Here is a 22,757-nt window from a genome sequence, read left to right as displayed (position 1 = left end):
TCCACCAAGCTACTCTTTCGTCTTATTTCAGGCGCACTTCCTTGAATGAGGCATTTGAATAATTATTTATCTGAGCAACCGTCATGACTAAAAAACCCAAGATAATTATTGACCCCAACTCGTCTGACACTTCATCGACACTTCCCAGAACCTCATCAGAAAGTGACGTGTTCCTGGGCGACCCTTCCGGCACGTTTGGCAGCTCTCTGCGAGACGGAGATCTGGGCACGTTTCGCAGCTCTCTGCGGGGCGCAGAGCAACCTCCCGGCACACACGATTCGACTATTTCGCCAGACGTTGTCCCTTATCAGCCGGTTGTCGTTACCGACAACCCTGTAGAACGCACGAACGTGCCCGGGAGGTCTGAAACACTGGCGTTCATTGCACCGAGCCAGGCCGACAAACTGACAAAAGTCGCAGGGGACCTGTTCCGCTATGACAAGCAGAAAAGAATTTATGTCGATGTAATAGATGAAGGGACCGTCATGGTCCACAAAAATGCGCATGGGGATTATCAGGCGACCTCTGCCAGAGAGTTGACCCCGTCTGGTCCGATGCTCGAACCCATCGAAGGAACGACGCTTTGGCAACGAAAGCCGCAAAGGACCATGCCCATAGAAGACAATCAGCCAGGCATTCCCCAAGAGCCTCCAGCCCCTGTAGTCCCCGGCCCTGGCCCGAGCACGCGTCCTCGTTCGCTGACATTACTCGAGCTGGAAGGCTCCGTCTCGTTTAAAGTTGCCGCGGCAGACGCGACGCAAGTCAATAGAAGTATCACTCAACTCAGCAAACGGTCGATGAAGAGGGTTTCCCCGGACGCCGTTCGTCATCTGATCACAGTGAATCCAGAGACTTGGACACCGCTGCGAACCGGTGATCAACTGAGCAATGTCGGCGGTATCGATAACGTCCCGGTGCGTAATACCGGCGACCTCGCTTCCCGCGACTATCGCCTGATAGACCCATCAACCAATCATGTTTTCGGACCGAGTTACCTGGAACCGAGAGCCGCCATCAGCAACGTAAACTACCATCATTATGCAGCGCCGGAATCATGCATAGCAGGGCTCACTCCCAATGGCAAAGGGATCTATCGAAGTGTGGATGGTCAGCGGTGTTACATATGCAATGTCGATGAGAGTGGCAACGTCGCGGTGTATCAGGTTCGGAATAATTTTAATCTCGATGCCGATATTGTATCTGTCGAGATCGTCGATTATAGAACTAACGAGTATACGGGCTTACAGGTATCGTCAGTCAAGGCAGGTGAATGGCAGAGGATCAGGTTGGAAGGAGAACCGCCGGAGGATTACAACCTGGTTACCCACAAACACCTGGAGGAGTGGCAGGAGTTGAATGATTCGGTCGAAGAGATGGCGATTAGTCAATTCACCACAAGATACCGACTCGATCCTCAAGAATTCAGGCAGTATGCGCAGTTGAGTGTCGGAGTCACGGGGGAAGGACAACAAGTACTCCTGAGGGCGAGGAACGTTCAGACAGCGATCACGGAGAAACATTTGAGGTACTGGCAAAATCAATCTCAGGAGGGGCGTGATGGATTGACGCAAGAGGGATTTGCCAACCGACATAACCTCAATCCTGCATCATTCCTGGAACATATCGACCAGTATGGCAAGCTGAAAGCCGCTGGAAAGGTACTGATGAAACACGCTAAGGGTGAGGAGTTTGCCAATATTACATATGAGCATCTGGAAGCCTGGCAGGCGTTGTATAAATCCAAAAACAATAAGATAACCGCGGGTGATTTTGCCGAGAAAAACAATCTTAATCCAGTGCTTTGGGGAACTTACGTGGACGAAACGGGTGCGCTTAAACAGTCTGGCAAAAACCTCATTATATTGGGCGAACCGACGCCAAGGCCGCACTTGGCGCGCAAAAGTTCGGCAAGGCGCGATACATCCGAGGGCACTAAGCGTCCCGCAGAAGAGAGCCTGCCCGGAAACAGCAAGCGCCCGCGGCCAGATCCTGAGGCAGCACAGCGTACAGAACGGCCTCACCTGGATCATGACATAGACAATTCGTTGCCGATTCTGCAGGACCCGAAAAATGTTAAAGAAAGCCTGACGCTAAAGGCTGAAGGACCTAGTGGGCTTGAGGGACGTGAATCAACTGTTGGTGAAATCGGGGTTACCTACTGGAATCAACTACTTGATCAAGTGTCTAAAACCACAAGGTTGAAATTGCAGGAAGACATCACTGTGGAAGTGCGAGACTGGATTCGAAACGAGAAAAATCTTGCGCCGAAGTTTGATAAGCTCATGGAAATTAAAGTGCTGAGCAATGGGCCGGAGCGTGGTCGATCGGTTGTTGCAAAGCGCGACATTAAAAAATTCGAAGTGCTGGGTCCGTACTCAGGTAAATTACATTTTGGAAGTAAAACCCTGCTGGAGGAAATTTCAAAAAAAGGGCATAAAGCTGTGAATAGTTACACATTTAGCACATTTTCAAATGACGGAACGCTCAGCGCCCATGGCAGCGGTAATATTTTAAGTTTGATCAATAGTCCTAATGCGCCAGGCAGGCCATCTTTAGGCAGTGAGAATGTGGCATCCATTAACGTTGGAAGATACATGACATTCTTTGTTGCATGGAAAGACATCAAGAAGGGGGATGAACTCCTTCTCGATTATGGGGACGGCTACGATTGGACTTGAACAGCGGCAAAAACCGCACTCAAAAAAACCCGCCAAAACAAACGGCGGGTTTTTTATTGGGAGGGCCGAAGATTACTCTTCGAGGCTACCCATGGCCGTGGTGTTGAAACCGCCGTCCACGTACATGATTTCACCGCTGATGCCCGACGCCAGGTCCGAGCACAGGAAGGCGCCGGCGTTGCCGACTTCGTCGATGGTGACGTTGCGACGCAGCGGGGTTTGCGCTTCGTTGGCGGCCAGCATTTTGCGGAAGTTCTTGATGCCGGAGGCGGCGAGGGTGCGGATCGGGCCAGCCGATACGCAGTTCACGCGAGTGCCGTCCGGGCCCAGGGAGCCGGCCAGGTAACGTACGCCAGCTTCCAGGGAAGCCTTGGCCATGCCCATCACGTTGTAGTTGGGCATGGTGCGCTCGGCACCCAGGTATGACAGGGTCAGCAGGCTACCATTGCGGCCTTTCATCATTTCGCGACCGGCCTTGGCCAGGGCCACGAAGCTGTAGGCGCTGATGTCGTGAGCGATGCGGAAACCTTCACGGGTGGTGGCTTCGGTGAAGTCGCCGTCCAGTTGGTCGCCCGGGGCGAAGCCGACGGAGTGCACGATGCAGTCCAGGCCGTCCCACTTCTTGCCCAGTTCAACGAAAACCTTGGCGATTTCTTCATCGCTGGCCACGTCGCACGGGAAGCACAGGTCCGGGTTGGAACCCCAGCTCTGTGCGAACTCTTCGACACGACCCTTGAGTTTGTCGTTCTGATAAGTGAAGGCAAGCTCAGCGCCCTCGCGATGCATGGCGGCAGCGATGCCGGATGCGATGGACAGCTTGCTGGCGACACCGACGATCAGTACGCGCTTACCGGCGAGAAAACCCATGTGTTGCTCCTCTCTTTTCAGGTTATTGCGCAGTGGCCGGGGCCAGGAAAGCGGCTTCCAGCAACTGCTGTGTATACGGATGTTGGGGGGCGGCAAAAATACGTTGCGCGTCCCCCTGTTCGACCACTTGGCCTTGCTTGACCACCATCAGCTGGTGGCTCAGCGCTTTGACGACAGCCAGGTCATGGCTGATAAACAGATACGTCAGGTTGTACTTGGTTTGCAGTGAACGTAACAGCTCCACCACCTGGCGTTGCACGGTGCGGTCGAGGGCCGAAGTCGGCTCGTCCAGCAGAATCAACGCCGGTTTTAACACCAAAGCCCGGGCAATGGCGATTCTCTGCCGTTGCCCGCCGGAAAATTCGTGGGGGTAACGGTTCCGGGTTTCCGGATCCAGACCTACCTCCTCGAGTGCCGCAATAATCGCTTGTTCCTGTTCTGCCTCGGTGCCCATCTTGTGGATCCGCAGGCCCTCGCCGACGATCTGGCTCACACACATCCGCGGGCTCAGGCTGCCGAAAGGGTCCTGGAACACCACCTGCATCTCCCGGCGCAACGGTCGAACCTGTTGCTGCGTCAGGCAGTCTAGCTGCTTGCCTTCGAAACGGATTCCACCTGTGCTGCCGATCAGCCGCAGAATCGCCAGGCCGAGGGTCGATTTGCCGGAACCGCTTTCTCCCACAATCCCCAGGGTCTGGCCCTGGGGCAGGCTGAAATTGATCCCGTCGACCGCCTTGATGTGATCCACGGTCTTTTTCAGCAAGCCTTTCTTGATCGGGAACCAGACTTTCAGGTCCTCGACTTGCAGCAATGGCGGGCCAATCACGTTGCTCGCCGGCGTCCCGCTGGGCTCCGCTGCCAGCAATTCCCGAGTGTACGGATGCTGCGGCGCGCGGAACAACTCTTCGCACGATGCCTGTTCGACGATGCAACCGCGCTGCATGACACATACGCGATGCGCAATTCTTCGCACAAGGTTCAAATCGTGGCTGATCAACAGCAGTGCCATGCCCAGACGGGCCTGGAGTTCCTTGAGCAATTCGAGGATTTTCAGTTGAACCGTCACGTCCAGCGCGGTGGTCGGTTCGTCGGCGATCAGCAGTTCCGGCTCGTTGGCCAGGGCCATGGCGATCATCACCCGTTGGCGCTGGCCGCCGGACAGTTCATGGGGCAGGGCCTTGAGGCGCTTCTCAGGCTCCGGGATACCGACCATCTCCAGCAGTTCCAGGGTGCGTTTGGTCGCGACTTTACCGATCAGGCCCTTGTGGATGCCCAGCACTTCGTTGATTTGCTTCTCGATCGAGTGCAGCGGATTGAGCGAGGTCATCGGCTCCTGGAAGATCATCGCGATCCGGTTGCCACGGATGTGGCGGATGGTTTTTTCTTTCAGGCTCAGCAGGTTTCGACCGGAATACTCGATAGTGCCGGACGGATGCCGGGCCAGCGGGTAGGGCAGCAGGCGCAGGATCGAGTGCGCGGTCACCGATTTGCCGGAGCCGCTTTCGCCCACCAGGGCCAGGGTTTCGCCTCGCTTGATGTCGAAGCTGACGCCTTCGACCACCCGCTGAACACGCTCGCCGACGACGAATTCGACGGCCAGGTCGCGCACTTCGATCAGATTGTCCTGATTCATTTCACTTCCTCGGGTCGAAGGCATCGCGAGCGGACTCGCCGATAAACACCAGTAAACTCAACATCAGCGCCAGTACCGCAAACGCGCTCATGCCCAGCCACGGCGCCTGCAGGTTGGATTTGCCCTGGGCCACCAGTTCACCCAGGGACGGCGCGCCCGGCGGCAAGCCGAAGCCCAGGAAGTCGAGGGCGGTCAGGGTGCCGATGGCGCCGGTCAGGATGAACGGCATGAAGGTCATGGTCGAGACCATGGCGTTGGGCAGGATGTGGCGGAACATGATCGCACCATTCTGCATCCCCAGCGCCCGCGCCGCACGCACGTATTCCAGGTTGCGCCCGCGCAGGAACTCGGCGCGCACCACGTCCACCAGGCTCATCCACGAGAACAGCAGCATGATCCCCAGCAGCCACCAGAAATTCGGCTGCACGAAACTGGCGAGGATGATCAGCAGGTACAGCACCGGCAACCCGGACCAGATCTCGAGGAAACGCTGCCCGGCCAGGTCGACCCAACCACCATAGAAACCCTGCAGTGCGCCGGCGATCACCCCGATGATCGAGCTCAGGATCGTCAGGGTCAGGGCGAACAACACCGAAATGCGGAAACCGTAGATTACCCGGGCCAACACGTCGCGGCCCTGATCGTCGGTGCCCAGCAGGTTGTCGGTCGAGGGTGGAGCCGGAGCAGGGACTTTCAAGTCGTAGTTGATGCTTTGATAACTGTAGGGGATCGGCGCCCACAGCACCCAGGCGTCCTTGGCCTTGAGCAGTTCGCGGATGTAGGGGCTCTTGTAGTTGGCTTCCAGCGGGAATTCGCCGCCGAACGCGGTTTCCGGGTAGCGCTTGAGTGCCGGGAAGTACCAGCCGTCGTCGTAGTGCACCACCAGCGGCTTGTCGTTGGCGATCAGCTCGGCGCCGAGACTCAGGCCGAACAGCACCAGAAACAGCCATAGCGACCACCAGCCACGCTTGTTGGCCTTGAACAGTTCGAAACGTCGGCGATTGAGAGGGGACAGGTTCATCTCAATGCTCCCGGCTTTCGAAGTCGATGCGCGGATCGACGAAGGTGTAGGTGAGGTCGCCGATCAGCTTCACCACCAGTCCCAGCAGGGTGAAGATGAACAGCGTACCGAAGACCACCGGGTAGTCACGGTTGATCGCCGCTTCAAAACTCATCAGCCCGAGGCCGTCGAGGGAGAAGATCACTTCCACCAGTAACGAGCCGGTGAAAAAGATGCCGATGAACGCCGACGGGAACCCTGCGATCACCAGCAACATGGCGTTGCGGAATACGTGGCCATAGAGCACCCGGTGGTTGGTCAGGCCCTTGGCCTTGGCGGTGACGACGTACTGTTTGTTGATTTCGTCGAGGAAGCTGTTTTTGGTCAGCAGGGTCATGGTCGCGAAGTTGCCGATCACCAACGCTGTCACCGGCAAGGCCAGGTGCCAGAAGTAATCGAGAATCTTGCCGCCCATGCTCAGCTCGTCGAAATTGTTCGAGGTCAGGCCGCGCAAGGGGAACCAGTCAAGGTAGCTGCCACCGGCGAACAGCACGATCAGCAGGATGGCGAACAGGAACGCCGGGATCGCGTAGCCGACGATGATCAGCGAACTGGTCCAGACGTCGAAGTGGCTGCCGTGGCGCGTGGCCTTGGCGATCCCCAGGGGGATCGACACCAGGTACATGATCAGCGTGCTCCACAGCCCGAGGGAGATCGACACCGGCATCTTTTCCTTGATCAGGTCGATGACCTTGGCGTCGCGGAAGAAGCTGTCGCCGAAATCCAGGGTGGCGTAGTTCTTGATCATGATCCACAAGCGTTCCGGCGCCGATTTGTCGAAGCCGTACATGTGCTCGATTTCCTTGACCAGCGCCGGGTCCAGCCCTTGCGCTCCACGATAGGCCGAACCGGCTACCGAGACTTCGGCACCACCGCCGGCAATGCGGCTGGTGGCGCCTTCGAAGCCTTCGAGCTTGGCGATCATCTGTTCCACCGGCCCGCCGGGGGCGGCCTGGATGATCACGAAGTTGATCAGCAAAATGCCGAGCAAGGTGGGAATGATCAGCAGCAGTCGCCGAAAAATATACGCCAGCATCTGTTACTCCGTGCCCGCAGGGTCGGCTTGCAGTTTGGTTTCGATTTCTACCGCAGGTTTGGCGTCGGGCTTGATCCACCAGGTGGTGATGCCGATGTCGTACTTGGGTGAGATGGCCGGGTGACCGATGTGGTTCCAGTAGGCCACGCGCCACGTCTTGATGTGCCAGTTGGGGATCACGTAGTAGCCCCATTGCAGCACCCGGTCCAGTGCGCGGGCGTGGGCCACCAGGCTTTGCCGCGAGTCGGCGTTGATCAGTTGCTCGACCAGTTGGTCCACCACCGGGTCTTTCAGGCCCATGGAGTTGCGGCTGCCGGGTTTGTCGGCGGCGGCGGCCATCCAGAACTCGCGCTGTTCGTTGCCCGGTGAGTTGGACTGGGGGAAGCTGCCGACGATCATGTCGAAGTCCCGTGAGCGCACACGGTTGATGTACTGCGAGACGTCGACCCGACGGATCACCAGGTCGATGCCCAGATCGCTCAGGTTACGCTTGAACGGCAGCAGTACCCGTTCGAATTCGGTCTGGGCCAGCAGGAACTCGATGGTCACCGGTTTGCCGGTGGCGTCGACCATCTTGTCGTCGACGATGCGCCAGCCGGCTTCTTGCAACAGTTGATAGGCCTTGCGTTGCTGGGCGCGGATCATGCCGCTGCCGTCGGTGACCGGGTTCTGGAACGCCTCGCTGAAGACCTGCTCGGGGACCTTGCCGCGGAACGGGTCGAGAATCGCCAGCTGTTCGGCGTCCGGCAGGCCGCTGGCGGCCATTTCCGAGTTCTCGAAATAACTGCGGGTGCGCGCGTAGGCGCCGTTGAACAGTTGCTTGTTGGTCCATTCGAAGTCCAGCAACAGGGTCAGGGCCTGGCGCACGCGCAGGTCCTGGAACACCGGGCGCCGCAGGTTGAACACAAAGCCTTGCATGCCGGTGGGGTTGCCGTTGGGGATCTGTTCCTTGATCAACCGGCCCTCGGTGACGGCCGGGATGTTGTAGGCATTGGCCCAGTTTTTCGCGGCCATCTCCAGCCAGTAATCGAACTGCCCGGCCTTGAGCGCTTCCAGGGCCACGGTGTTGTCGCGGTAATAGTCAGTGGTCATGACATCGAAGTTGTAGAACCCGCGGTTGACCGGCAGGTCCTTGCCCCAGTAATCCTTGACCCGCTCATAGCGCACCGAGCGCCCGGCTTTGACTTCGCTGACCTTGTACGGACCACTGCCCAGCGGCAGTTCCAGGTTGCCCTTGTTGAAATCGCGGCTGGCCCACCAGTGTTTGGGCAGTACCGGCAGCTGGCCGAGGATCAGCGGCAGTTCGCGGTTGTTGTTGTGCTTGAATTTGAACAGCACCTTGAGCGGGTCTTCGGCGATCGCTTCGGCGACGTCGCTGTAGTAGCCGCGATAGAGCGGAGCACCGTCCCTGGTCAGGGTCTCGAAGCTGAACACCACGTCTTCGGCACGGATCGGATGGCCGTCGTGGAAACGTGCTTCGGGGCGCAGGTAGAAGCGCACCCAGCTGTTGTCCGGGGCTTTCTCGATCTGGCCGGCGACCAGCCCATACTCAGTGAAGGGTTCGTCCAGGCCCTGTTTGGCCAGGGTGTCGTAGATCATGCCGATGTCGTCGGCCGGTACGCCCTTGCCGATGAACGGGTTGAGGCTGTCGAAGCCGCCGAAACCGGCCTGGCGGAAAATCCCGCCCTTGGGCGCATCGGGGTTCACGTAATCGAAATGCTGGAAGTCGGCCGGGTATTTCGGCGGCTCGTTGTATAAGGTCAGGGCATGTTGCGGGGCGGCGCAGGCCAGCCCGGCGAACAACAGGCCGCTGGCCTGCACCAGCAGGGCATGTACGGATTTCATCGATCCTTCTCCGAAGATTTCAGCCACCACGCGCTCAGGCCCAGGGTGTAGGGCGGCGTGGTGACAAAGGCTAACCGGTTGCGGTAGGCCAGGCGGTGATAATTGAGGTACCAGTTGGGAATGATGTAGTGCTGCCACAGCAGCACCCGGTCCAGCGCCTTGCCGGCGGCGACCTGTTCATCGCGGGTCTGGGCGGCGAGCAGGTGTTCGAGCAAGTGGTCGACCACCGGGTTGGCGATGCCCGCGTAGTTTTTGCTGCCCTTGACCCCGACCTGGCTGGAGTGAAAGTACTGCCATTGCTCAAGACCGGGGCTGAGGGTCTGGTTGAGTGTCATCAGGATCATGTCGAAATCGAACTGATCGAGGCGCTGTTTGTACTGGGCGCGATCGACCGTGCGCAGGCGAGCGTCGATGCCGATGCTGGCGAGGTTCTCCACGTAGGGCTGGAGGATGCGTTCCAGGTTCGGGTTGACCAGCAAGATCTCCAGGCGCAACGGTTGCCCGGCGGCGTTCTGCAGACGTTGGCCATTGAGCTTCCAGCCAGCCTCGGCCAGGAGGCCCAGGGCCTTGCGCAGGGTTTCCCGGGGGATGCCGCGGCCTTGGGTCTGCGGCAGGCTGAACGGCTCCGTGAGCAGCCTGGCCGGCAGCTGCTCGCGATACGGTTTGAGCATCAGCCATTCATGGCCGACCGGCAGGCCCGTGGCCGAGAATTCGCTGTTGGGGTAGTAACTCAGTGCGCGCGTGTAGGCGCCGCTGAACAGCGTGCGGTTGGTCCATTCGAAGTCGAACATCATCCCCAGGGCTTCACGGACCCTGGCGTCGGAGAAGGTCGGGCGCCGGCTGTTCATGAACAGGCCCTGGGTCTGGGTCGGGATCTGGTGCGGGATCTGCGCCTTGATCACCTCGCCGCGGCGCACCGCCGGGAAGATGTAGCCGTTTTGCCAGTTCTTGGCCTGGTGCTCGATGTAGATGTCGAACTCGCCGGCCTTGAAGGCTTCGAACGCGACGTCGCTGTCACGGTAAAACTCGACTTCCATGCGGTCGACATTGTACTTGCCGCGATTGACCGGCAGGTCCTTGCCCCAGTAATCCTTGACCCGCTCGAACACGATCTGCCGTCCGGGCGTGACCGAGGTGATGCGATAGGGGCCGCTGCCCAGGGGCGGTTCGAAGGTGGTGGCCTTGAAGTCGCGACCTTTCCAGTAATGCAGCGGCAGCACTGGCAACTCCCCAAGGCGCAGGATCAGCAAGGGATTGCCGGCACGCTTGAAGACGAAGCGGATCCGATGCGGATTGAGGATGTCGACCCGCGACACTTCCTGAAGATTGGTGCGGTACTGCGGATGGCCTTCCTTGAGCAGCAGGCGGTAGGAAAACGCCACGTCGTAGGCGGTAATCGGCGAGCCATCGTGGAACCGCGCTTGCGGGCGCAGGTTGAACACCACCCAGCTGCGGTCCTCGCTGTACTCCACCGATTGGGCGATCAGGCCATAACTGGATGTCGGCTCGTCGCCGGACGGTGCGTACTGGCCGGTGCCGACCATCAAGGGTTCGTTGAGTTCGTTGATGCCGTACTGCAGAAAATTGGGGGTGGAAACCGGGCTCGAACCCTTGAAGGTGTAGGGGTTGAGCGTATCGAAGGTGCCAAACGCCATCACCCGCAAGGTACCGCCCTTGGGCGCTTGCGGATTGACCCAGTCGAAGTGGGTAAATCTGGCCGGGTACTTGAGCGTGCCGAACTGCGCATAACCATGGCTTTCGCTGATCGTCGCGCTTGCGGGGGAGCTCAAGGCCAGGCTGATCAGGAACAGGAGGAGGGGACGCTTCAAGTCAGAGATCCGATCCAGGCGGCTTGGGCTTTGTGGGCCGTACAGTAACAGCTTGTCTGGACAGGAAAAAGACGGGGATTTAATGCGCGGTTAATTGCTGGTTGTAAGAGCGAGCTTGCTCCGGGCGGCGTTCCGACGATGGTCGTAAACGATAACGCGTGTGTGCTGGTTAAACGCGGTGCCCTGTAGGAGCGAGCTTGCTCGCGATGGTCGTTAACGATTACGCGTGTGTACTGGCTAAACGCGGTGCTCTTGAATCCATCGTCGGAACGCCGCCCGGAGCAGGCTCGCTCCTACAGTTAACGCGGCGAAGCCACCGTCAACATCTGGCCGGGCTTCAGCGCCTGACCAATCCGGGGGTTCCAGCGCTTGAGGTGCTGCATTTCAACGTTGAAACGTTTGGCCACCATGTACAGCGAATCGCCTTGCTTGACCTTGTACCGGGTCTGCTGCTTCTTGCTGGTGGCCGCCACCACGGTGTTGACGCGCCCGGAGCGCTTGGTGGTGTCCTGCATGACGAGGGTCTGGCCGGCCTTGAGATTCTTGCCGGTCAGCCTGTTCCAGCGCTGCAGGTCCTTGACGTCGACGTTGTTGGCCTTGGCGATGGTGCCCAGGTTGTCGCCGCGCTTGACCCGGTAGGAACGCTTGACGCCGGCCACGGCGGGGCTGTCGGCACCCTCGAAGACCGGCTTGAGCGGCTTCTTGCTGATCAACTCTTCAGGCCGCATGGTCGACAGGCTGGTGGTCAGCAGCTGCGCCTTGGACGTCGGCACCAGCAAATGCTGGGGGCCATCGATGGTGGTGCGTTGTTTGAACGCGGGGTTGAGCTGGAACAGTTCGTCTTCGTCGATGTTGGCCACCGCGGCAACCTTGGACAGGTCCATGCGCTGGTTGATTTCGACGACCTGGAAGTAGGGTTCGTTGGCGATCGGGTTGAGGTTCACCCCATAGGCATCCGGCGCGAGCACCACTTGCGACAGGGCCAGCAGCTTTGGCACGTAGGCCTGGGTTTCCGCCGGAAGTGGCAGGTTCCAGTAATCGGTCGGCAGCCCAAGCTTTTCGTTGCGTTCGATGGCCCGGCTGACGGTGCCTTCACCGGCATTGTAGGCGGCCAGGGCCAGCAACCAGTCACCGTTGAACATGTCATGCAGGCGGGTCAGGTAATCCATCGCTGCGGTAGTCGAGGCGGTGATATCGCGCCGACCATCGTAGAAGCGCGTCTGGCGCAGGTTGAAGTAGCGGCCGGTGGACGGGATGAATTGCCACAGACCCACCGCGTTGGCCCGGGAATAGGCCATCGGGTTATAGGCGCTTTCAATCACCGGCAGCAGCGCCAGCTCCAGCGGCATGTTGCGTTCTTCGAGGCGTTCGACGATGTAATGGATGTACAGGCTGCCGCGCTCGCCGGCGTTCTCGAGGAACGACGGGTTGCTGGCGAACCACAGGCGCTGTTGCTCGATGCGCGGGTTGACGCCGACGGTGTCCTGCAGCTGGAAGCCCTGGCGCATGCGCTCCCAGACATCCTGGGGTATTTCCGGGGTCGGTTTCACGCTGAGCAGCACAGGTTTTGGCTTGGCTCGAGCGGCGAGGTTCGGAACGTGTGTCGCGTCGGTCTGCGGCACATGGCTGGAACAGCCCGCCAGCGTGGCGGACACAGCCACCGCGATGGCTTGAGCCAGGCGGGTCAATGCGTCTTTATTGATGGCTTTACGAATGGATGACGACATTGGCTGGAAGTAAGTTCCGGGCAAAAATGTCGGGCGATTCTAGAAAGCGTACCCCCCCAGGTCAACCATTCAGAATTTTTGTACCATCGGCAAGGCGGCTTAGAACTTATCTTTCCAGGCACGAAGAGCAGCAAAGACCGCACTCGGAGCCCGGTTATGGGTTCCATTCCGTTCGTCCACTTTTTCTTTAACGGATGTTTCCCCGGTGCGTAAAAACGGATTGGTGAGCTTTTCCAGGGCCAGTGTCGACGGTAGCGTGATGATCCCTGCTTCCCGTTGTTCAGTAACGATTGCCAGCCGTTCGGCGATGTAGGGGTTGCCCGGTTCGACCGCGATGGCGAAGCGCAGATTGCTCAGGGTGTATTCATGACCGCAGTAAACGCGCGTATCCTCGGGAAGGGCCGCCAGGCGTGTCAGCGAGCTGTGCATTTGCTCAGGCGTGCCTTCGAACAGGCGCCCGCATCCGGCGGCGAACAGGGTGTCACCGCAAAACAGCAGGCCCGGGTGATACAAGGCAATGTGGCCCAGCGTATGACCGGGGATCGCGATGGCCTCGAACTCGCAGCCCAGCACGCTGAAGCGGTCGTTGTCCTTGAGGGCGACGTCCCGGGCGGGGATGTTTTCACTGGCCGGGCCATGGACGGTCGCGCCTGTCGCTTTTTTAAGCTGCTCGACGCCGCCGACATGGTCATGATGATGGTGAGTGATCAGAATATCGCTCAATACCCATTCCGGATGCGCCGCGAGCCAGACCTGGACCGGCGCGGCATCCCCCGGATCGACGACCGCACAGCGCCGGGTGTGGGGGTCTTGTAACAACCAGATGTAGTTGTCGGTGAAGGCGCAGAGGGCACTGATCTGTATCATCGTCGGATTCGCCAAGCGGAAAACAATGGCGCATCTTAGAACTTCCTGGCGCGTTGGAGAAATGCAATGACCGATAAAGCGTTCGCTCAGGCCGATCCTGAGTGGCTGACGTTGATCAGCGCGGCCCGTGAATGGCTGTCCGGCCCCATCGGGCAATTTCTGCTGGACGAAGAGCGCCACATGCTCGAAGACGAGCTGGGGCGCTTCTTCGGCGGCTACCTGGTGCATTACGGACCGTCGGCCCAGACACCGCCGTCGGCGCCGCAAGTGCAACGCAATGTGCGACTCGGCGCGCCATTGCCGGGTGTCGAGATCGTCTGCGAAGAGCAGGCCTGGCCATTGAGCGAGCACGCCGCCGATGTGGTGGTGCTGCAACACGGGCTGGATTTCTGCCTGTCGCCTCACGGTTTGCTGCGCGAAGCCGCCAGTAGCGTGCGCCCCGGCGGTCATCTGTTGATCATCGGGATCAACCCCTGGAGCACCTGGGGCTTGCGCCATATATTCGCTCACGATGGCTTGCGCAAGGCGCGCTGCATTTCCCCATCCAGGGTCGGCGACTGGCTGAATCTGCTGGGCTTTGCGCTGGAGAAACGCCGCTTCGGGTGCTATCGTCCGCCGCTGGCGTCCCCCGCCTGGCAGACCCGCCTGGCCGGCTGGGAGCGCAGGGCCGGTGACTGGCAACTATCGGGTGGCGGCTTTTATCTACTGGTCGCGCGCAAGATCGTGGTGGGCCTGCGGCCGCTGCGTCAGGAGCGACGGGAACCGATGGGCAAGCTGATTCCGTTGCCGATGGCCAAGGTCAACCGTCGGCGCCTCGAACCGTAATACACATTCATATTCCCGGCCGGGTGTACCCCGGCCTCGGGCATCGTCGGTCCTGGATCGGCGAGCCACCGCATTTTCTGGATAGATTGGCATGAGCAGCGATAGCGTAGAACTCTTCACCGACGGCGCCTGCAAAGGCAATCCTGGCCCTGGCGGCTGGGGCGCATTGCTGGTGTGCAAGGGCGTAGAAAAAGAACTCTGGGGCGGCGAAGCCAACACCACCAACAATCGCATGGAGCTGATGGGCGCGATCCGCGGCCTGGAGGAACTCAAGCGTTCCTGCGACGTGCTGCTGGTCACCGACTCCCAGTACGTGATGAAAGGCATCAACGAGTGGATGGACAACTGGAAGAAGCGCGGCTGGAAGACGGCGGCGAAGGAACCGGTAAAGAATGCCGATCTGTGGAAGCTGCTGGATGAGCAGGTCAACCGGCACAACGTCACCTGGAAATGGGTGCGCGGCCACATTGGCCACCATGGCAACGAACGGGCCGACCAGCTGGCCAACCGAGGGGTGGATGAAGTGCGCGGGTACAAGCAGGCCTGATTCCGATTCCACGCGGTACACCGCGTCGCGGCCATTCGCGAGCAAGTCGAATGGGGGCAATACGGTGTACCTGAAAGACCCCGCCGAGCGTGCTAACATCGCCGCTTTTGCAAGAACGACCCGTTGAGAGCTGAGCACTGATGGCCACCAGATCCGTTGTACTCGATACCGAAACCACCGGCATGCCGGTGACCGACGGCCACCGGATTATCGAAATCGGTTGTGTCGAGTTGATCGGTCGGCGCCTGACCGGCCGGCATTTCCACGTTTACCTGCAACCGGATCGCGAAAGTGATGAAGGCGCCATCGGCGTCCACGGCATCACCAACGAATTCCTGGTGGGCAAGCCGCGTTTCACCGAAGTCGCCGACGAGTTCTTCGAGTTCATCAAGGGCGCGCAGCTGATCATCCATAACGCGGCGTTCGACGTTGGCTTCATCAACAACGAATTCGCCCTGATGGGGCAGCACGATCGCGCGGACATCACGCAACACTGCTCGATCCTCGATACCTTGATGATGGCCCGGGAGCGTCACCCCGGGCAGCGCAACAGTCTCGATGCCTTGTGCAAACGCTATGGCGTCGATAACTCCGGCCGTGAACTGCACGGCGCATTGCTCGACTCCGAGATCCTTGCCGACGTCTACCTGACCATGACCGGCGGCCAGACCAGCCTGTCCTTGGCCGGTAACGCGTCCGATGGCAACGGTTCCGGCGAAGGCGCGGACAACTCGGCCACTGAAATCCGCCGCTTGCCGGCCGACCGTCAACCGACGCGCATCATTCCCGCCAGTGAAGACGACCTGGCCCAGCACATTGCGCGTCTCGAAGCCATCGCCAAGTCCGCCGGGGCGCCGTCGTTGTGGCAGCAACTGGCGGAGGCCAAGGCGCAGGCGTAGGCGGGGCGCAGGGCCCGAAAAGATCGCAGCTTCGTTTCACTCGACAGCTTCTACGGTGAAACGAGGCTGCAATCTGTTGAACTTGATAGCCTGCGGAGCCCGATGACCCATTTCAGGGCATCCCCCTCGCCACCAGCGCTCGAACCCTCTACCCTGAGGTGATTGGCAGGCCACGGCCCGCCGCCTCAGGACACTGAGCCTCATGTATAAAGATTTGAAATTCCCGGTCCTGATCGTTCATCGCGACATCAAGGCCGACACCGTCGCCGGTGATCGTGTGCGGGGCATCGCCCGGGAGCTGGAGCAGGAAGGCTTCAGCATCGTTTCGGCGGCCAATTACACCGAGGGGCGCCTCGTCGCCTCGACCCATCACGGTCTCTCGTGCATGTTGATCGCCGCCGAGGACGCCAGCACTGGCTCGCACCTGCTGCACAACATGGCCGAGCTGATCGGCCTGGCGCGGGTGCGTGCGCCGGACCTGCCGATTTTCGCCCTGGGCGAACAGGTTACCCTGGAAAACGCCCCGGCCGACGCCATGGCTGAACTCAATCAACTGCGCGGCATTCTGTACCTGTTCGAAGACACCGTGCCATTCCTCGCCCGCCAAGTGGCCCGCGCCGCGCGCAAATACCTCGACGGTCTGCTGCCACCCTTCTTCAAAGCCCTGGTGCAACACACCGCCGACTCCAATTATTCCTGGCACACCCCCGGACATGGCGGTGGCGTGGCGTACCACAAGAGTCCGGTCGGGCAGGCGTTTCACCAGTTTTTCGGGGAAAACACCCTGCGTTCGGATTTATCGGTATCGGTGCCGGAACTGGGTTCGCTGCTGGATCACACCGGCCCCCTGGCAGAAGCGGAGGCCCGTGCCGCCCGCAACTTCGGCGCCGACCATACCTTCTTCGTCATCAACGGCACCTCGACCGCCAACAAGATCGTCTGGCATTCGATGGTCGCCCGGGATGACCTGGTGCTGGTGGATCGCAACTGTCACAAATCGGTGCTGCATTCGATCATCATGACCGGGGCCATTCCGCTGTACCTGTGCCCGGAGCGTAACGAACTGGGGATCATCGGCCCGATTCCGTTGAGCGAATTCAGTCGCGAATCGATCCAGGCCAAGATCGACGCCAGCCCGCTGACCAAAGGCCGGGCGCCCAAAGTCAAACTCGCGGTGATTACCAACTCCACCTATGACGGCCTCTGTTACAACGCCGAGCTGATCAAGCAGAACCTGGGCAACAGCGTCGAGGTCTTGCACTTCGACGAGGCCTGGTACGCCTATGCGGCGTTCCATGAATTTTTCGCCGGGCGTTACGGCATGGGCACTTCCCGCAGTGAAGACAGCCCGCTGGTGTTCACCACCCATTCCACCCACAAGCTGTTGGCCGCGTTCAGCCAGGCCTCGATGATTCACGTCCAGGACGGCGGCGCACGGCAGCTGGACCGGGATCGCTTCAACGAAGCGTTCATGATGCACATCTCCACCTCGCCGCAGTACAGCATCATCGCGTCACTGGATGTTGCCTCGGCCATGATGGAGGGCCCGGCCGGACGTTCGCTGTTGCAGGAAATGTTCGACGAGGCCCTGAGTTTTCGGCGGGCCCTGGCCAATCTGCGGCAGCACATTGCCGCGGATGACTGGTGGTTTTCCATCTGGCAGCCACCGTCGGTGGAAGGCATCGACCGTGTCGTCACCGAAGACTGGTTGCTGCAACCCGACGCCGACTGGCACGGTTTTGGCGGCGTGACCGACGACTACGTTCTGCTCGATCCGATCAAGGTCACCCTGGTGATGCCGGGCCTGACTGCAGGCGGCGCACTCAGCGAGCGCGGGATTCCGGCGGCGGTGGTCAGCAAGTTCCTCTGGGAGCGTGGGCTGGTCGTCGAGAAGACCGGGCTGTATTCATTCCTGGTGCTGTTCTCCATGGGCATCACCAAGGGCAAATGGAGCACGCTGCTGACCGAGTTGCTGGAATTCAAGCGCAGCTACGATGCCAATGTCAGCCTCGCCAGCTGCCTGCCGTGCGTGGCGCAAACGAATGTCGCGCGCTATCAAGGCATGGGCCTGCGCGATCTGTGCGATCAGTTGCACGCCTGCTACCGTAGCAACGCCACGGCCAAACATCTCAAGCGCATGTACACCGTGCTGCCGGAAGTCGCCATAAAGCCATCCGACGCCTATGATCAGTTGGTGCGAGGCGACGTGGAAGCGGTGTCGATCGATGACCTGGACGGGCGGATCGCCGCTGTGATGCTGGTGCCGTACCCGCCGGGGATACCGTTGATCATGCCCGGCGAACGTTTTACCGGATCGACGCGCTCGATCATCGATTACCTGGCATTTGCCCGTACGTTTGACAGCAGTTTTCCGGGATTTGTCGTTGATGTGCATGGCTTGCAACACGAAGACGAGGGCAATGGACGGCATTACACCGTCGATTGCATCAAGGAATGAGGACCTTTCCCAGTATGCAACCGGTCATGAATCCGCAATACCCAGGGCTGTCGGTGCGCGTTGCCGACGATGGTTTCGCCGCTTATATCTGGGGCAGTGATTTCAGTTTTGAAGTCGCGGCCTATGGCGCCGCCGAAATCGGCAAGCCGGTTGAGCGCTGGCCGGTGACGCCCATCACGCCTTACCGCAAGTGCTACGGCATCGATCCCGAGGAGTTCAGCAGTTTCCGCGAGGCGACCGACAGCGAGATTTTCATGGCTTATCTCGATGACGAGCCGGTGGGGCATCTGGTGGTGAGCACCAACTGGAACGGCTTTGCCCATATCGATGAGTTGGCGGTGCACGCGCCTGCCCGTCGTCATGGCGTGGCCAAGGCGCTGCTGGATGTGGCGCAGTTCTGGAGTCGCAAGAAAAAACTGCCGGGCATCATGCTCGAAACCCAGAACAATAACCTGGGCGCCTGTCGGCTCTATGAGCGCTGCGGTTTCGTGGTGGGCGGGATCGATCATCTGCGCTATCGCGGTATCGACCCGAACACCGCCGAAGTCGCGCTGTTCTGGTATCGATTGTTCGATAATCCGCTGGAAAACCCGTTCAGCTCACTAGCATCGCCGCGGCTTGTTCCGTAACGATGTCCAGTAATGCCTGAACGGCCAGCGAGGGTTCGCCGTTTTTCAGGGTCAGGGCATAGAGGCTGATCGGCACCGCGGGCGCCAGCGGACAAGCGTCGAGCCCGGTCGATCTGGCCCCGAGCGCCGTAAACGGGTCGACGATCGCCAGGCCTTCGCCGGCCTCGACCATGCTGCGCATCATCTGGTGAGTCTGCACCCGGGTATGGACCACCGGGGCCGGGCGTAACGCGTGCAGTTTGTGGTCTAGCGCCGGGCTCAACGGATCATGGCCTTCCAGCCCCACCATCGATTGACCCGCCAGGTCTTGCAGCGAGATGTACTTCTGTTTGGGTTGCAGCCAGCCATGGGGGGCGAGCAGCTGGAGCTTACCCTGGGCGATCACCTGGCAATGGATGTCGGCGTGATCGGGATCGTGCAGGCTCAGGCCCAAATCGCTTTCGCGCAGCAACAGGCTTCGGACGATCTCGCGGGTGGGTTGGCTCAGCAGGCTGCAAGGCGCGTCGGGCAGGCGCCGGCGCAACGTCGCGATGCTTTGTGGCAACAGTTGCTGCGCCAAGGGCGGGGTGCAGATGATGCGCAGGGGCGGGGCTTGATATTGCTTGAGGCTGCTGGCCAGGCGCTGGACCGGCTCGAGCGCGTCATAGACATGGGCGATTTCCACCTGCAACGCCCGTGCCTCGCGCGTGGCCTGCAGGCGTCCACGCACGCTGGAAAACAGCATGAAGCCCAACTGATCCTCGGCATCGCGAAGAATGCGTTCCACCTCGGCCACCGGCAACTGCAGCCATTCGGCGGCGGTGCCCAGGTGACCGGTCTGCAACAGCGCCTGGATCACTTCGATATGACGTAAACGCATGCGTGAAGTCCATGTTCGGCAGGTGAGGGAGTCAGTGACTGAATCCTAACCCAAGTACGCGCATATGACTTCTGCTCATAACGGCAGGTTATGAGGCGGCGATGGGTTCCGGCAGCTGGCCGACATAGGTGTCAGGTTCTCGGGTGATAGTCACGTCCGATTGAATCAGCAGAAACTGGTTGTCATCGAGTTTTTTCACCCGATCGCCAATGGCCAGCTTGTAAGTGGTGACAGGCACCGAGCCGGTAAGACCGTCTGCCGACGGGGTGGAGTCCTGGAACTCATGCACTAGATAAACGCGCTTTTCCGCGTCTCTTGCATGGAACTGACCGACGAGTACTGCTGCCATCTGCTTAGAACCTCTGGAGATAAATCACTCAATTTGCGGGTTGGTAGACCGTGGTTGGGCGAAGTAAGTTTTCCTGCTGGAAAAAAATAGTCAGGGGCGGTTTTTTAGTCGCCCGCTGCTTGAATCGTCATCTATAACTACTAGCTCTTTCTATCGGACAGTCGAGAATCTTCCATGAGCAATGTCTATACGATCGCCGTACTGGTCGGCAGCTTGAGAAAGGAATCGATCAATCGCAAGGTCGCTTTGGCCCTGGCCGATCTGGCACCGGCGAATCTCAAGCTGAACATCATCGAAATCGGCGACCTGCCGCTCTACAACGAAGACATCGATGGCGCTTCACCGCCGGCAGCCTACAGCACTTTCCGACAACTAGTGAGCTCATCCGACGCGTTGCTGTTCGTGACCCCCGAATACAACCGTTCGGTGCCGGCGCCGTTGAAGAACGCAATTGATGTCGGTTCGCGCCCCTATGGCCAGAGCGCCTGGGGCGGCAAGCCGGGCGCGGTGATCAGCGTTTCACCGGGTGCGGTGGGTGGATTCGGCGCAAACCATCACCTGCGCCAGTCCATGGTGTTCCTCGATGTACCCTGCATGCAGCAGCCGGAAGCCTACTTGAGCGGCGCCGGTTCGGCGTTCGACGAGGCGGGCAAGTTGTCCGAGACGGTCAAGCCGTTCCTGCAGAAATTCATCAATGCCTACGGAAAATGGGTCGAGCAGCACAAGAAAGAGTGAAGAACCCTGTAGGAGCGAGCCTGCTCGCTCCTACACCAGGAATGGGTTGCCCCGGGGAACCAGTGCTTTACTGAATATTCGAAATTCCATATATTCACGCTTTGTTGCCCCAGAAGCGTATTCCCCATGTCCGACTCCCGCAGTCCAGTCGATATTTTCAAGGCCCTGGCCGATGACACCCGCAGTCGAATCGCCTTGCTGATCGCTCGCGAAGGCGAGTTGTGCGTGTGCGAATTGACCGCCGGGCTGGACCTCAGCCAGCCGAAGATCTCCCGCCATCTGGCGCTCTTGCGCAGCAATGGCCTGTTGACGGACCGGCGCCAGGGACAATGGGTGTTTTATCGCCTGCACCCGGACTTGTCGCCCTGGGTGATCACGCTATTGCAGGGCGCGCTGGCCGATCATCAAGACTGGCTGGCGGCGGATGTCGCGCGACTGCAGGCCATGAGCGACCGACCTGAACGCTGCTGTTGAACCCTGATTTTCGTTTCGCCCCCTTTTGAAGGCTGTTGTGCATGCTCATTGCGTCGTTGATTTTCCTCCTGACCATCACCCTGGTGATCTGGCAACCCAAAGGCCTCGGCGTCGGCTGGAGTGCGGTATTCGGCGCCGTGCTGGCGTTGATTTTCGGCGTGGTGCACCTGGGCGACATCCCGATTGTGTGGCAGATCATCTGGAATGCCACCGGCACCTTTGTCGCACTGATCATTATCAGTCTGCTGCTGGACGAGGCGGGGTTCTTCGCCTGGGCGGCGCTGCATGTGGCGCGCTGGGGGCGGGGCAGTGGACGCAAACTCTTTGCTTACATGGTGCTGCTCGGAGCGCTGGTCTCGGCGTTGTTCGCCAATGATGGCGCGGCGTTGATTCTGACACCGATCGTGATTTCCATGCTGCTGGCCCTGCGGTTTTCTCCGGCGGCCACCCTGGCGTTCGTCATGGGAGCCGGTTTCATCGCCGACACCGCGAGTCTGCCGCTGGTGGTGTCGAACCTGGTGAACATTGTTTCCGCAGACTTCTTCGACATTACCTTCAATCGATATGCGGCGGTCATGATCCCGGTCAACCTGGTGAGCGTCACGGCGACCCTGGCGATGCTGATGTGGTTCTTCCGGCGCGACATCCCCAAGGCTTACGACCCCGGGCAGCTCGAGTCTCCCGAGTCCGCGATCCATGACAAGGCGACGTTTGTTGCCGGCTGGGTCGTGTTGGTGATTCTGTTGCTCGGCTGCTTCGCCCTGGAACCGCTGGGCATTCCGATCAGTGCCATCTCGGCGGTGTGTGCGGCGCTGCTACTGGCCATCGCTGCCCGTGGCCACAAAATTTCCACGCGCAAGGTGATGAAAGAAGCACCGTGGCAGATCGTTATCTTCTCACTGGGCATGTACCTGGTGGTCTACGGCCTGCGCAACGCCGGGCTCACCGGCTATCTGGCCGGCTGGCTGGACGGCTTTGCCGGTTACGGCATCTGGGGCGCGGCCATGGGTACTGGTGTCTTGACGGCACTGCTGTCGTCGATGATGAATAATTTGCCGACGGTGCTGATCGGGTTGCTGTCGATCGATGCCAGCCAGGCTACGGGGGTGGTGAAGGAGGCGATGATCTACGCCAACGTCATCGGCAGTGATCTGGGGCCGAAGATCACGCCGATCGGCAGTCTGGCAACGTTGTTGTGGCTGCATGTGCTGCAGCGCAAGAACATCCGGATTGGTTGGGGGTATTACTTCAAGGTCGGGATTGTGTTGACGGTGCCGGTGTTGTTGGCGACGTTGGCGGCATTGGCATTGCGGTTGTCCATCTAGAGCGCGTCGGCCTGTTCGCGGGCAAGCCTCGCTCCTACAGTATTGGGTAGATCACAGAATGTGCGAACGACACAAGCCCTGTAGGAGCGAGGCTTGCCCGCGAACAGGCCAGCCC

19 protein-coding genes are annotated in these 22,757 nt (G+C 59.8%); 9 read left to right on the top strand and 10 right to left on the bottom strand.

The window, feature by feature from the left end; all coding sequences use genetic code 11:
* The first annotated feature begins 83 nt into the window (after window positions 1–83).
* The gene (locus tag PMA3_RS15430) at window positions 84–2,678 is read left to right on the top strand and encodes an SET domain-containing protein-lysine N-methyltransferase (RefSeq protein ID WP_064677973.1); all 2,595 of its coding nucleotides are present in this window, start codon (window positions 84–86) and stop codon (window positions 2,676–2,678) included.
* 72 nt (window positions 2,679–2,750) lie between these two features.
* On the opposite strand, the gene fabI is transcribed toward PMA3_RS15430, so the two are convergent.
* From fabI to gloB, 8 genes are all read right to left on the bottom strand, one after another.
* Entirely contained in the window at window positions 2,751–3,545 is a 795-nt protein-coding gene (gene fabI / locus PMA3_RS15425) for an enoyl-ACP reductase FabI (RefSeq protein WP_008152082.1), read from the bottom strand.
* Window positions 3,546–3,567: 22 nt separating this feature from the next.
* Window positions 3,568–5,178, bottom strand: a complete 1,611-nt coding sequence (locus PMA3_RS15420; RefSeq protein ID WP_064677972.1) for an ABC transporter ATP-binding protein — start codon at window positions 5,176–5,178, stop codon at window positions 3,568–3,570.
* A 1-nt stretch (window position 5,179) separates the two neighbouring features.
* Entirely contained in the window at window positions 5,180–6,199 is a 1,020-nt protein-coding gene (locus PMA3_RS15415; protein ID WP_064677971.1) for an ABC transporter permease, read from the bottom strand.
* Between the two features lies 1 nt (window position 6,200).
* A complete protein-coding gene (locus PMA3_RS15410; RefSeq protein WP_064677970.1) occupies window positions 6,201–7,274 on the bottom strand; it encodes a microcin C ABC transporter permease YejB in 1,074 nt (357 codons plus the stop codon).
* A gap of 3 nt (window positions 7,275–7,277) precedes the next feature.
* Window positions 7,278–9,119, bottom strand: a complete 1,842-nt coding sequence (locus PMA3_RS15405; RefSeq protein ID WP_064677969.1) for an extracellular solute-binding protein — start codon at window positions 9,117–9,119, stop codon at window positions 7,278–7,280.
* The gene (locus PMA3_RS15400; protein WP_064677968.1) at window positions 9,116–10,948 is read right to left on the bottom strand and encodes an extracellular solute-binding protein; all 1,833 of its coding nucleotides are present in this window, start codon (window positions 10,946–10,948) and stop codon (window positions 9,116–9,118) included. The genes PMA3_RS15405 and PMA3_RS15400 overlap by 4 nt, the downstream gene beginning before the upstream one ends.
* A gap of 299 nt (window positions 10,949–11,247) precedes the next feature.
* On the bottom strand, window positions 11,248–12,675 hold the full coding sequence (locus tag PMA3_RS15395; RefSeq protein ID WP_064677967.1) for a transglycosylase SLT domain-containing protein: 1,428 nt from the start codon (window positions 12,673–12,675) through the stop codon (window positions 11,248–11,250).
* Window positions 12,676–12,774: 99 nt separating this feature from the next.
* A complete protein-coding gene (gene gloB, locus PMA3_RS15390) occupies window positions 12,775–13,542 on the bottom strand; it encodes a hydroxyacylglutathione hydrolase (RefSeq protein WP_064680715.1) in 768 nt (255 codons plus the stop codon).
* Window positions 13,543–13,608: 66 nt separating this feature from the next.
* Between gloB and PMA3_RS15385 the strand changes: the two genes are divergently transcribed.
* The 5 genes from PMA3_RS15385 (at window position 13,609) to PMA3_RS15365 (ending at window position 18,900) form a co-directional block, all read left to right on the top strand.
* Entirely contained in the window at window positions 13,609–14,367 is a 759-nt protein-coding gene (locus PMA3_RS15385) for a class I SAM-dependent methyltransferase (RefSeq protein WP_064677966.1), read from the top strand.
* A 91-nt stretch (window positions 14,368–14,458) separates the two neighbouring features.
* Entirely contained in the window at window positions 14,459–14,914 is a 456-nt protein-coding gene (rnhA, locus tag PMA3_RS15380) for a ribonuclease HI (protein WP_064677965.1), read from the top strand.
* A 140-nt stretch (window positions 14,915–15,054) separates the two neighbouring features.
* Window positions 15,055–15,813, top strand: a complete 759-nt coding sequence (gene dnaQ / locus PMA3_RS15375) for a DNA polymerase III subunit epsilon (RefSeq protein ID WP_064677964.1) — start codon at window positions 15,055–15,057, stop codon at window positions 15,811–15,813.
* Window positions 15,814–16,015: 202 nt separating this feature from the next.
* The gene (locus PMA3_RS15370; protein ID WP_064677963.1) at window positions 16,016–18,271 is read left to right on the top strand and encodes an Orn/Lys/Arg family decarboxylase; all 2,256 of its coding nucleotides are present in this window, start codon (window positions 16,016–16,018) and stop codon (window positions 18,269–18,271) included.
* 14 nt (window positions 18,272–18,285) lie between these two features.
* Complete coding sequence (locus PMA3_RS15365; protein ID WP_064677962.1) at window positions 18,286–18,900, top strand: GNAT family N-acetyltransferase; 615 nt, start codon at window positions 18,286–18,288, stop codon at window positions 18,898–18,900.
* On the opposite strand, the gene PMA3_RS15360 is transcribed toward PMA3_RS15365, so the two are convergent.
* A complete protein-coding gene (locus PMA3_RS15360) occupies window positions 18,866–19,759 on the bottom strand; it encodes a LysR family transcriptional regulator (RefSeq protein ID WP_064677961.1) in 894 nt (297 codons plus the stop codon). The genes PMA3_RS15365 and PMA3_RS15360 overlap by 35 nt on opposite strands.
* 88 nt (window positions 19,760–19,847) lie before the next feature.
* Complete coding sequence (locus PMA3_RS15355) at window positions 19,848–20,108, bottom strand: hypothetical protein (protein WP_064677960.1); 261 nt, start codon at window positions 20,106–20,108, stop codon at window positions 19,848–19,850.
* Window positions 20,109–20,282: 174 nt separating this feature from the next.
* Here PMA3_RS15355 and PMA3_RS15350 point away from each other — a divergent pair, with 174 nt between their 5' ends.
* From PMA3_RS15350 to PMA3_RS15340, 3 genes are all read left to right on the top strand, one after another.
* Window positions 20,283–20,843, top strand: coding sequence for an NADPH-dependent FMN reductase (locus tag PMA3_RS15350; protein ID WP_064677959.1), 561 nt, complete (start codon window positions 20,283–20,285; stop codon window positions 20,841–20,843).
* Between the two features lie 126 nt (window positions 20,844–20,969).
* Window positions 20,970–21,317: a metalloregulator ArsR/SmtB family transcription factor gene (locus PMA3_RS15345; RefSeq protein WP_064677958.1), complete on the top strand. Its 348-nt coding sequence runs from the start codon at window positions 20,970–20,972 to the stop codon at window positions 21,315–21,317.
* A gap of 41 nt (window positions 21,318–21,358) precedes the next feature.
* Window positions 21,359–22,642: an arsenic transporter gene (locus PMA3_RS15340; protein ID WP_064677957.1), complete on the top strand. Its 1,284-nt coding sequence runs from the start codon at window positions 21,359–21,361 to the stop codon at window positions 22,640–22,642.
* Window positions 22,643–22,757: the final 115 nt, after the last annotated feature.

This window comes from Pseudomonas silesiensis (genome assembly GCF_001661075.1).
GTDB lineage: Bacteria > Pseudomonadota > Gammaproteobacteria > Pseudomonadales > Pseudomonadaceae > Aquipseudomonas > Aquipseudomonas silesiensis.
The sequence above is the reverse complement of the archived record's forward strand: the minus strand, read 5'-3'. Positions and strand labels throughout refer to the sequence as shown.

Bases quoted from the DNA above. Each gene is read 5' to 3' on its own strand.
- PMA3_RS15430 (WP_064677973.1), top strand. From the start codon at position 84: ATGACTAAAAAACCCAAGATAATTATTGACCCCAACTCGTCTGACACT.
- fabI (WP_008152082.1), bottom strand. From the start codon at position 3,545: ATGGGTTTTCTCGCCGGTAAGCGCGTACTGATCGTCGGTGTCGCCAGC.
- PMA3_RS15420 (WP_064677972.1), bottom strand. From the start codon at position 5,178: ATGAATCAGGACAATCTGATCGAAGTGCGCGACCTGGCCGTCGAATTC.
- PMA3_RS15415 (WP_064677971.1), bottom strand. From the start codon at position 6,199: ATGAACCTGTCCCCTCTCAATCGCCGACGTTTCGAACTGTTCAAGGCC.
- PMA3_RS15410 (WP_064677970.1), bottom strand. From the start codon at position 7,274: ATGCTGGCGTATATTTTTCGGCGACTGCTGCTGATCATTCCCACCTTG.
- PMA3_RS15405 (WP_064677969.1), bottom strand. From the start codon at position 9,119: ATGAAATCCGTACATGCCCTGCTGGTGCAGGCCAGCGGCCTGTTGTTC.
- PMA3_RS15395 (WP_064677967.1), bottom strand. From the start codon at position 12,675: ATGTCGTCATCCATTCGTAAAGCCATCAATAAAGACGCATTGACCCGC.
- gloB (WP_064680715.1), bottom strand. From the start codon at position 13,542: ATGATACAGATCAGTGCCCTCTGCGCCTTCACCGACAACTACATCTGG.
- PMA3_RS15385 (WP_064677966.1), top strand. From the start codon at position 13,609: ATGACCGATAAAGCGTTCGCTCAGGCCGATCCTGAGTGGCTGACGTTG.
- rnhA (WP_064677965.1), top strand. From the start codon at position 14,459: ATGAGCAGCGATAGCGTAGAACTCTTCACCGACGGCGCCTGCAAAGGC.
- dnaQ (WP_064677964.1), top strand. From the start codon at position 15,055: ATGGCCACCAGATCCGTTGTACTCGATACCGAAACCACCGGCATGCCG.
- PMA3_RS15370 (WP_064677963.1), top strand. From the start codon at position 16,016: ATGTATAAAGATTTGAAATTCCCGGTCCTGATCGTTCATCGCGACATC.
- PMA3_RS15365 (WP_064677962.1), top strand. From the start codon at position 18,286: ATGCAACCGGTCATGAATCCGCAATACCCAGGGCTGTCGGTGCGCGTT.
- PMA3_RS15360 (WP_064677961.1), bottom strand. From the start codon at position 19,759: ATGCGTTTACGTCATATCGAAGTGATCCAGGCGCTGTTGCAGACCGGT.
- PMA3_RS15355 (WP_064677960.1), bottom strand. From the start codon at position 20,108: ATGGCAGCAGTACTCGTCGGTCAGTTCCATGCAAGAGACGCGGAAAAG.
- PMA3_RS15350 (WP_064677959.1), top strand. From the start codon at position 20,283: ATGAGCAATGTCTATACGATCGCCGTACTGGTCGGCAGCTTGAGAAAG.
- PMA3_RS15345 (WP_064677958.1), top strand. From the start codon at position 20,970: ATGTCCGACTCCCGCAGTCCAGTCGATATTTTCAAGGCCCTGGCCGAT.
- PMA3_RS15340 (WP_064677957.1), top strand. From the start codon at position 21,359: ATGCTCATTGCGTCGTTGATTTTCCTCCTGACCATCACCCTGGTGATC.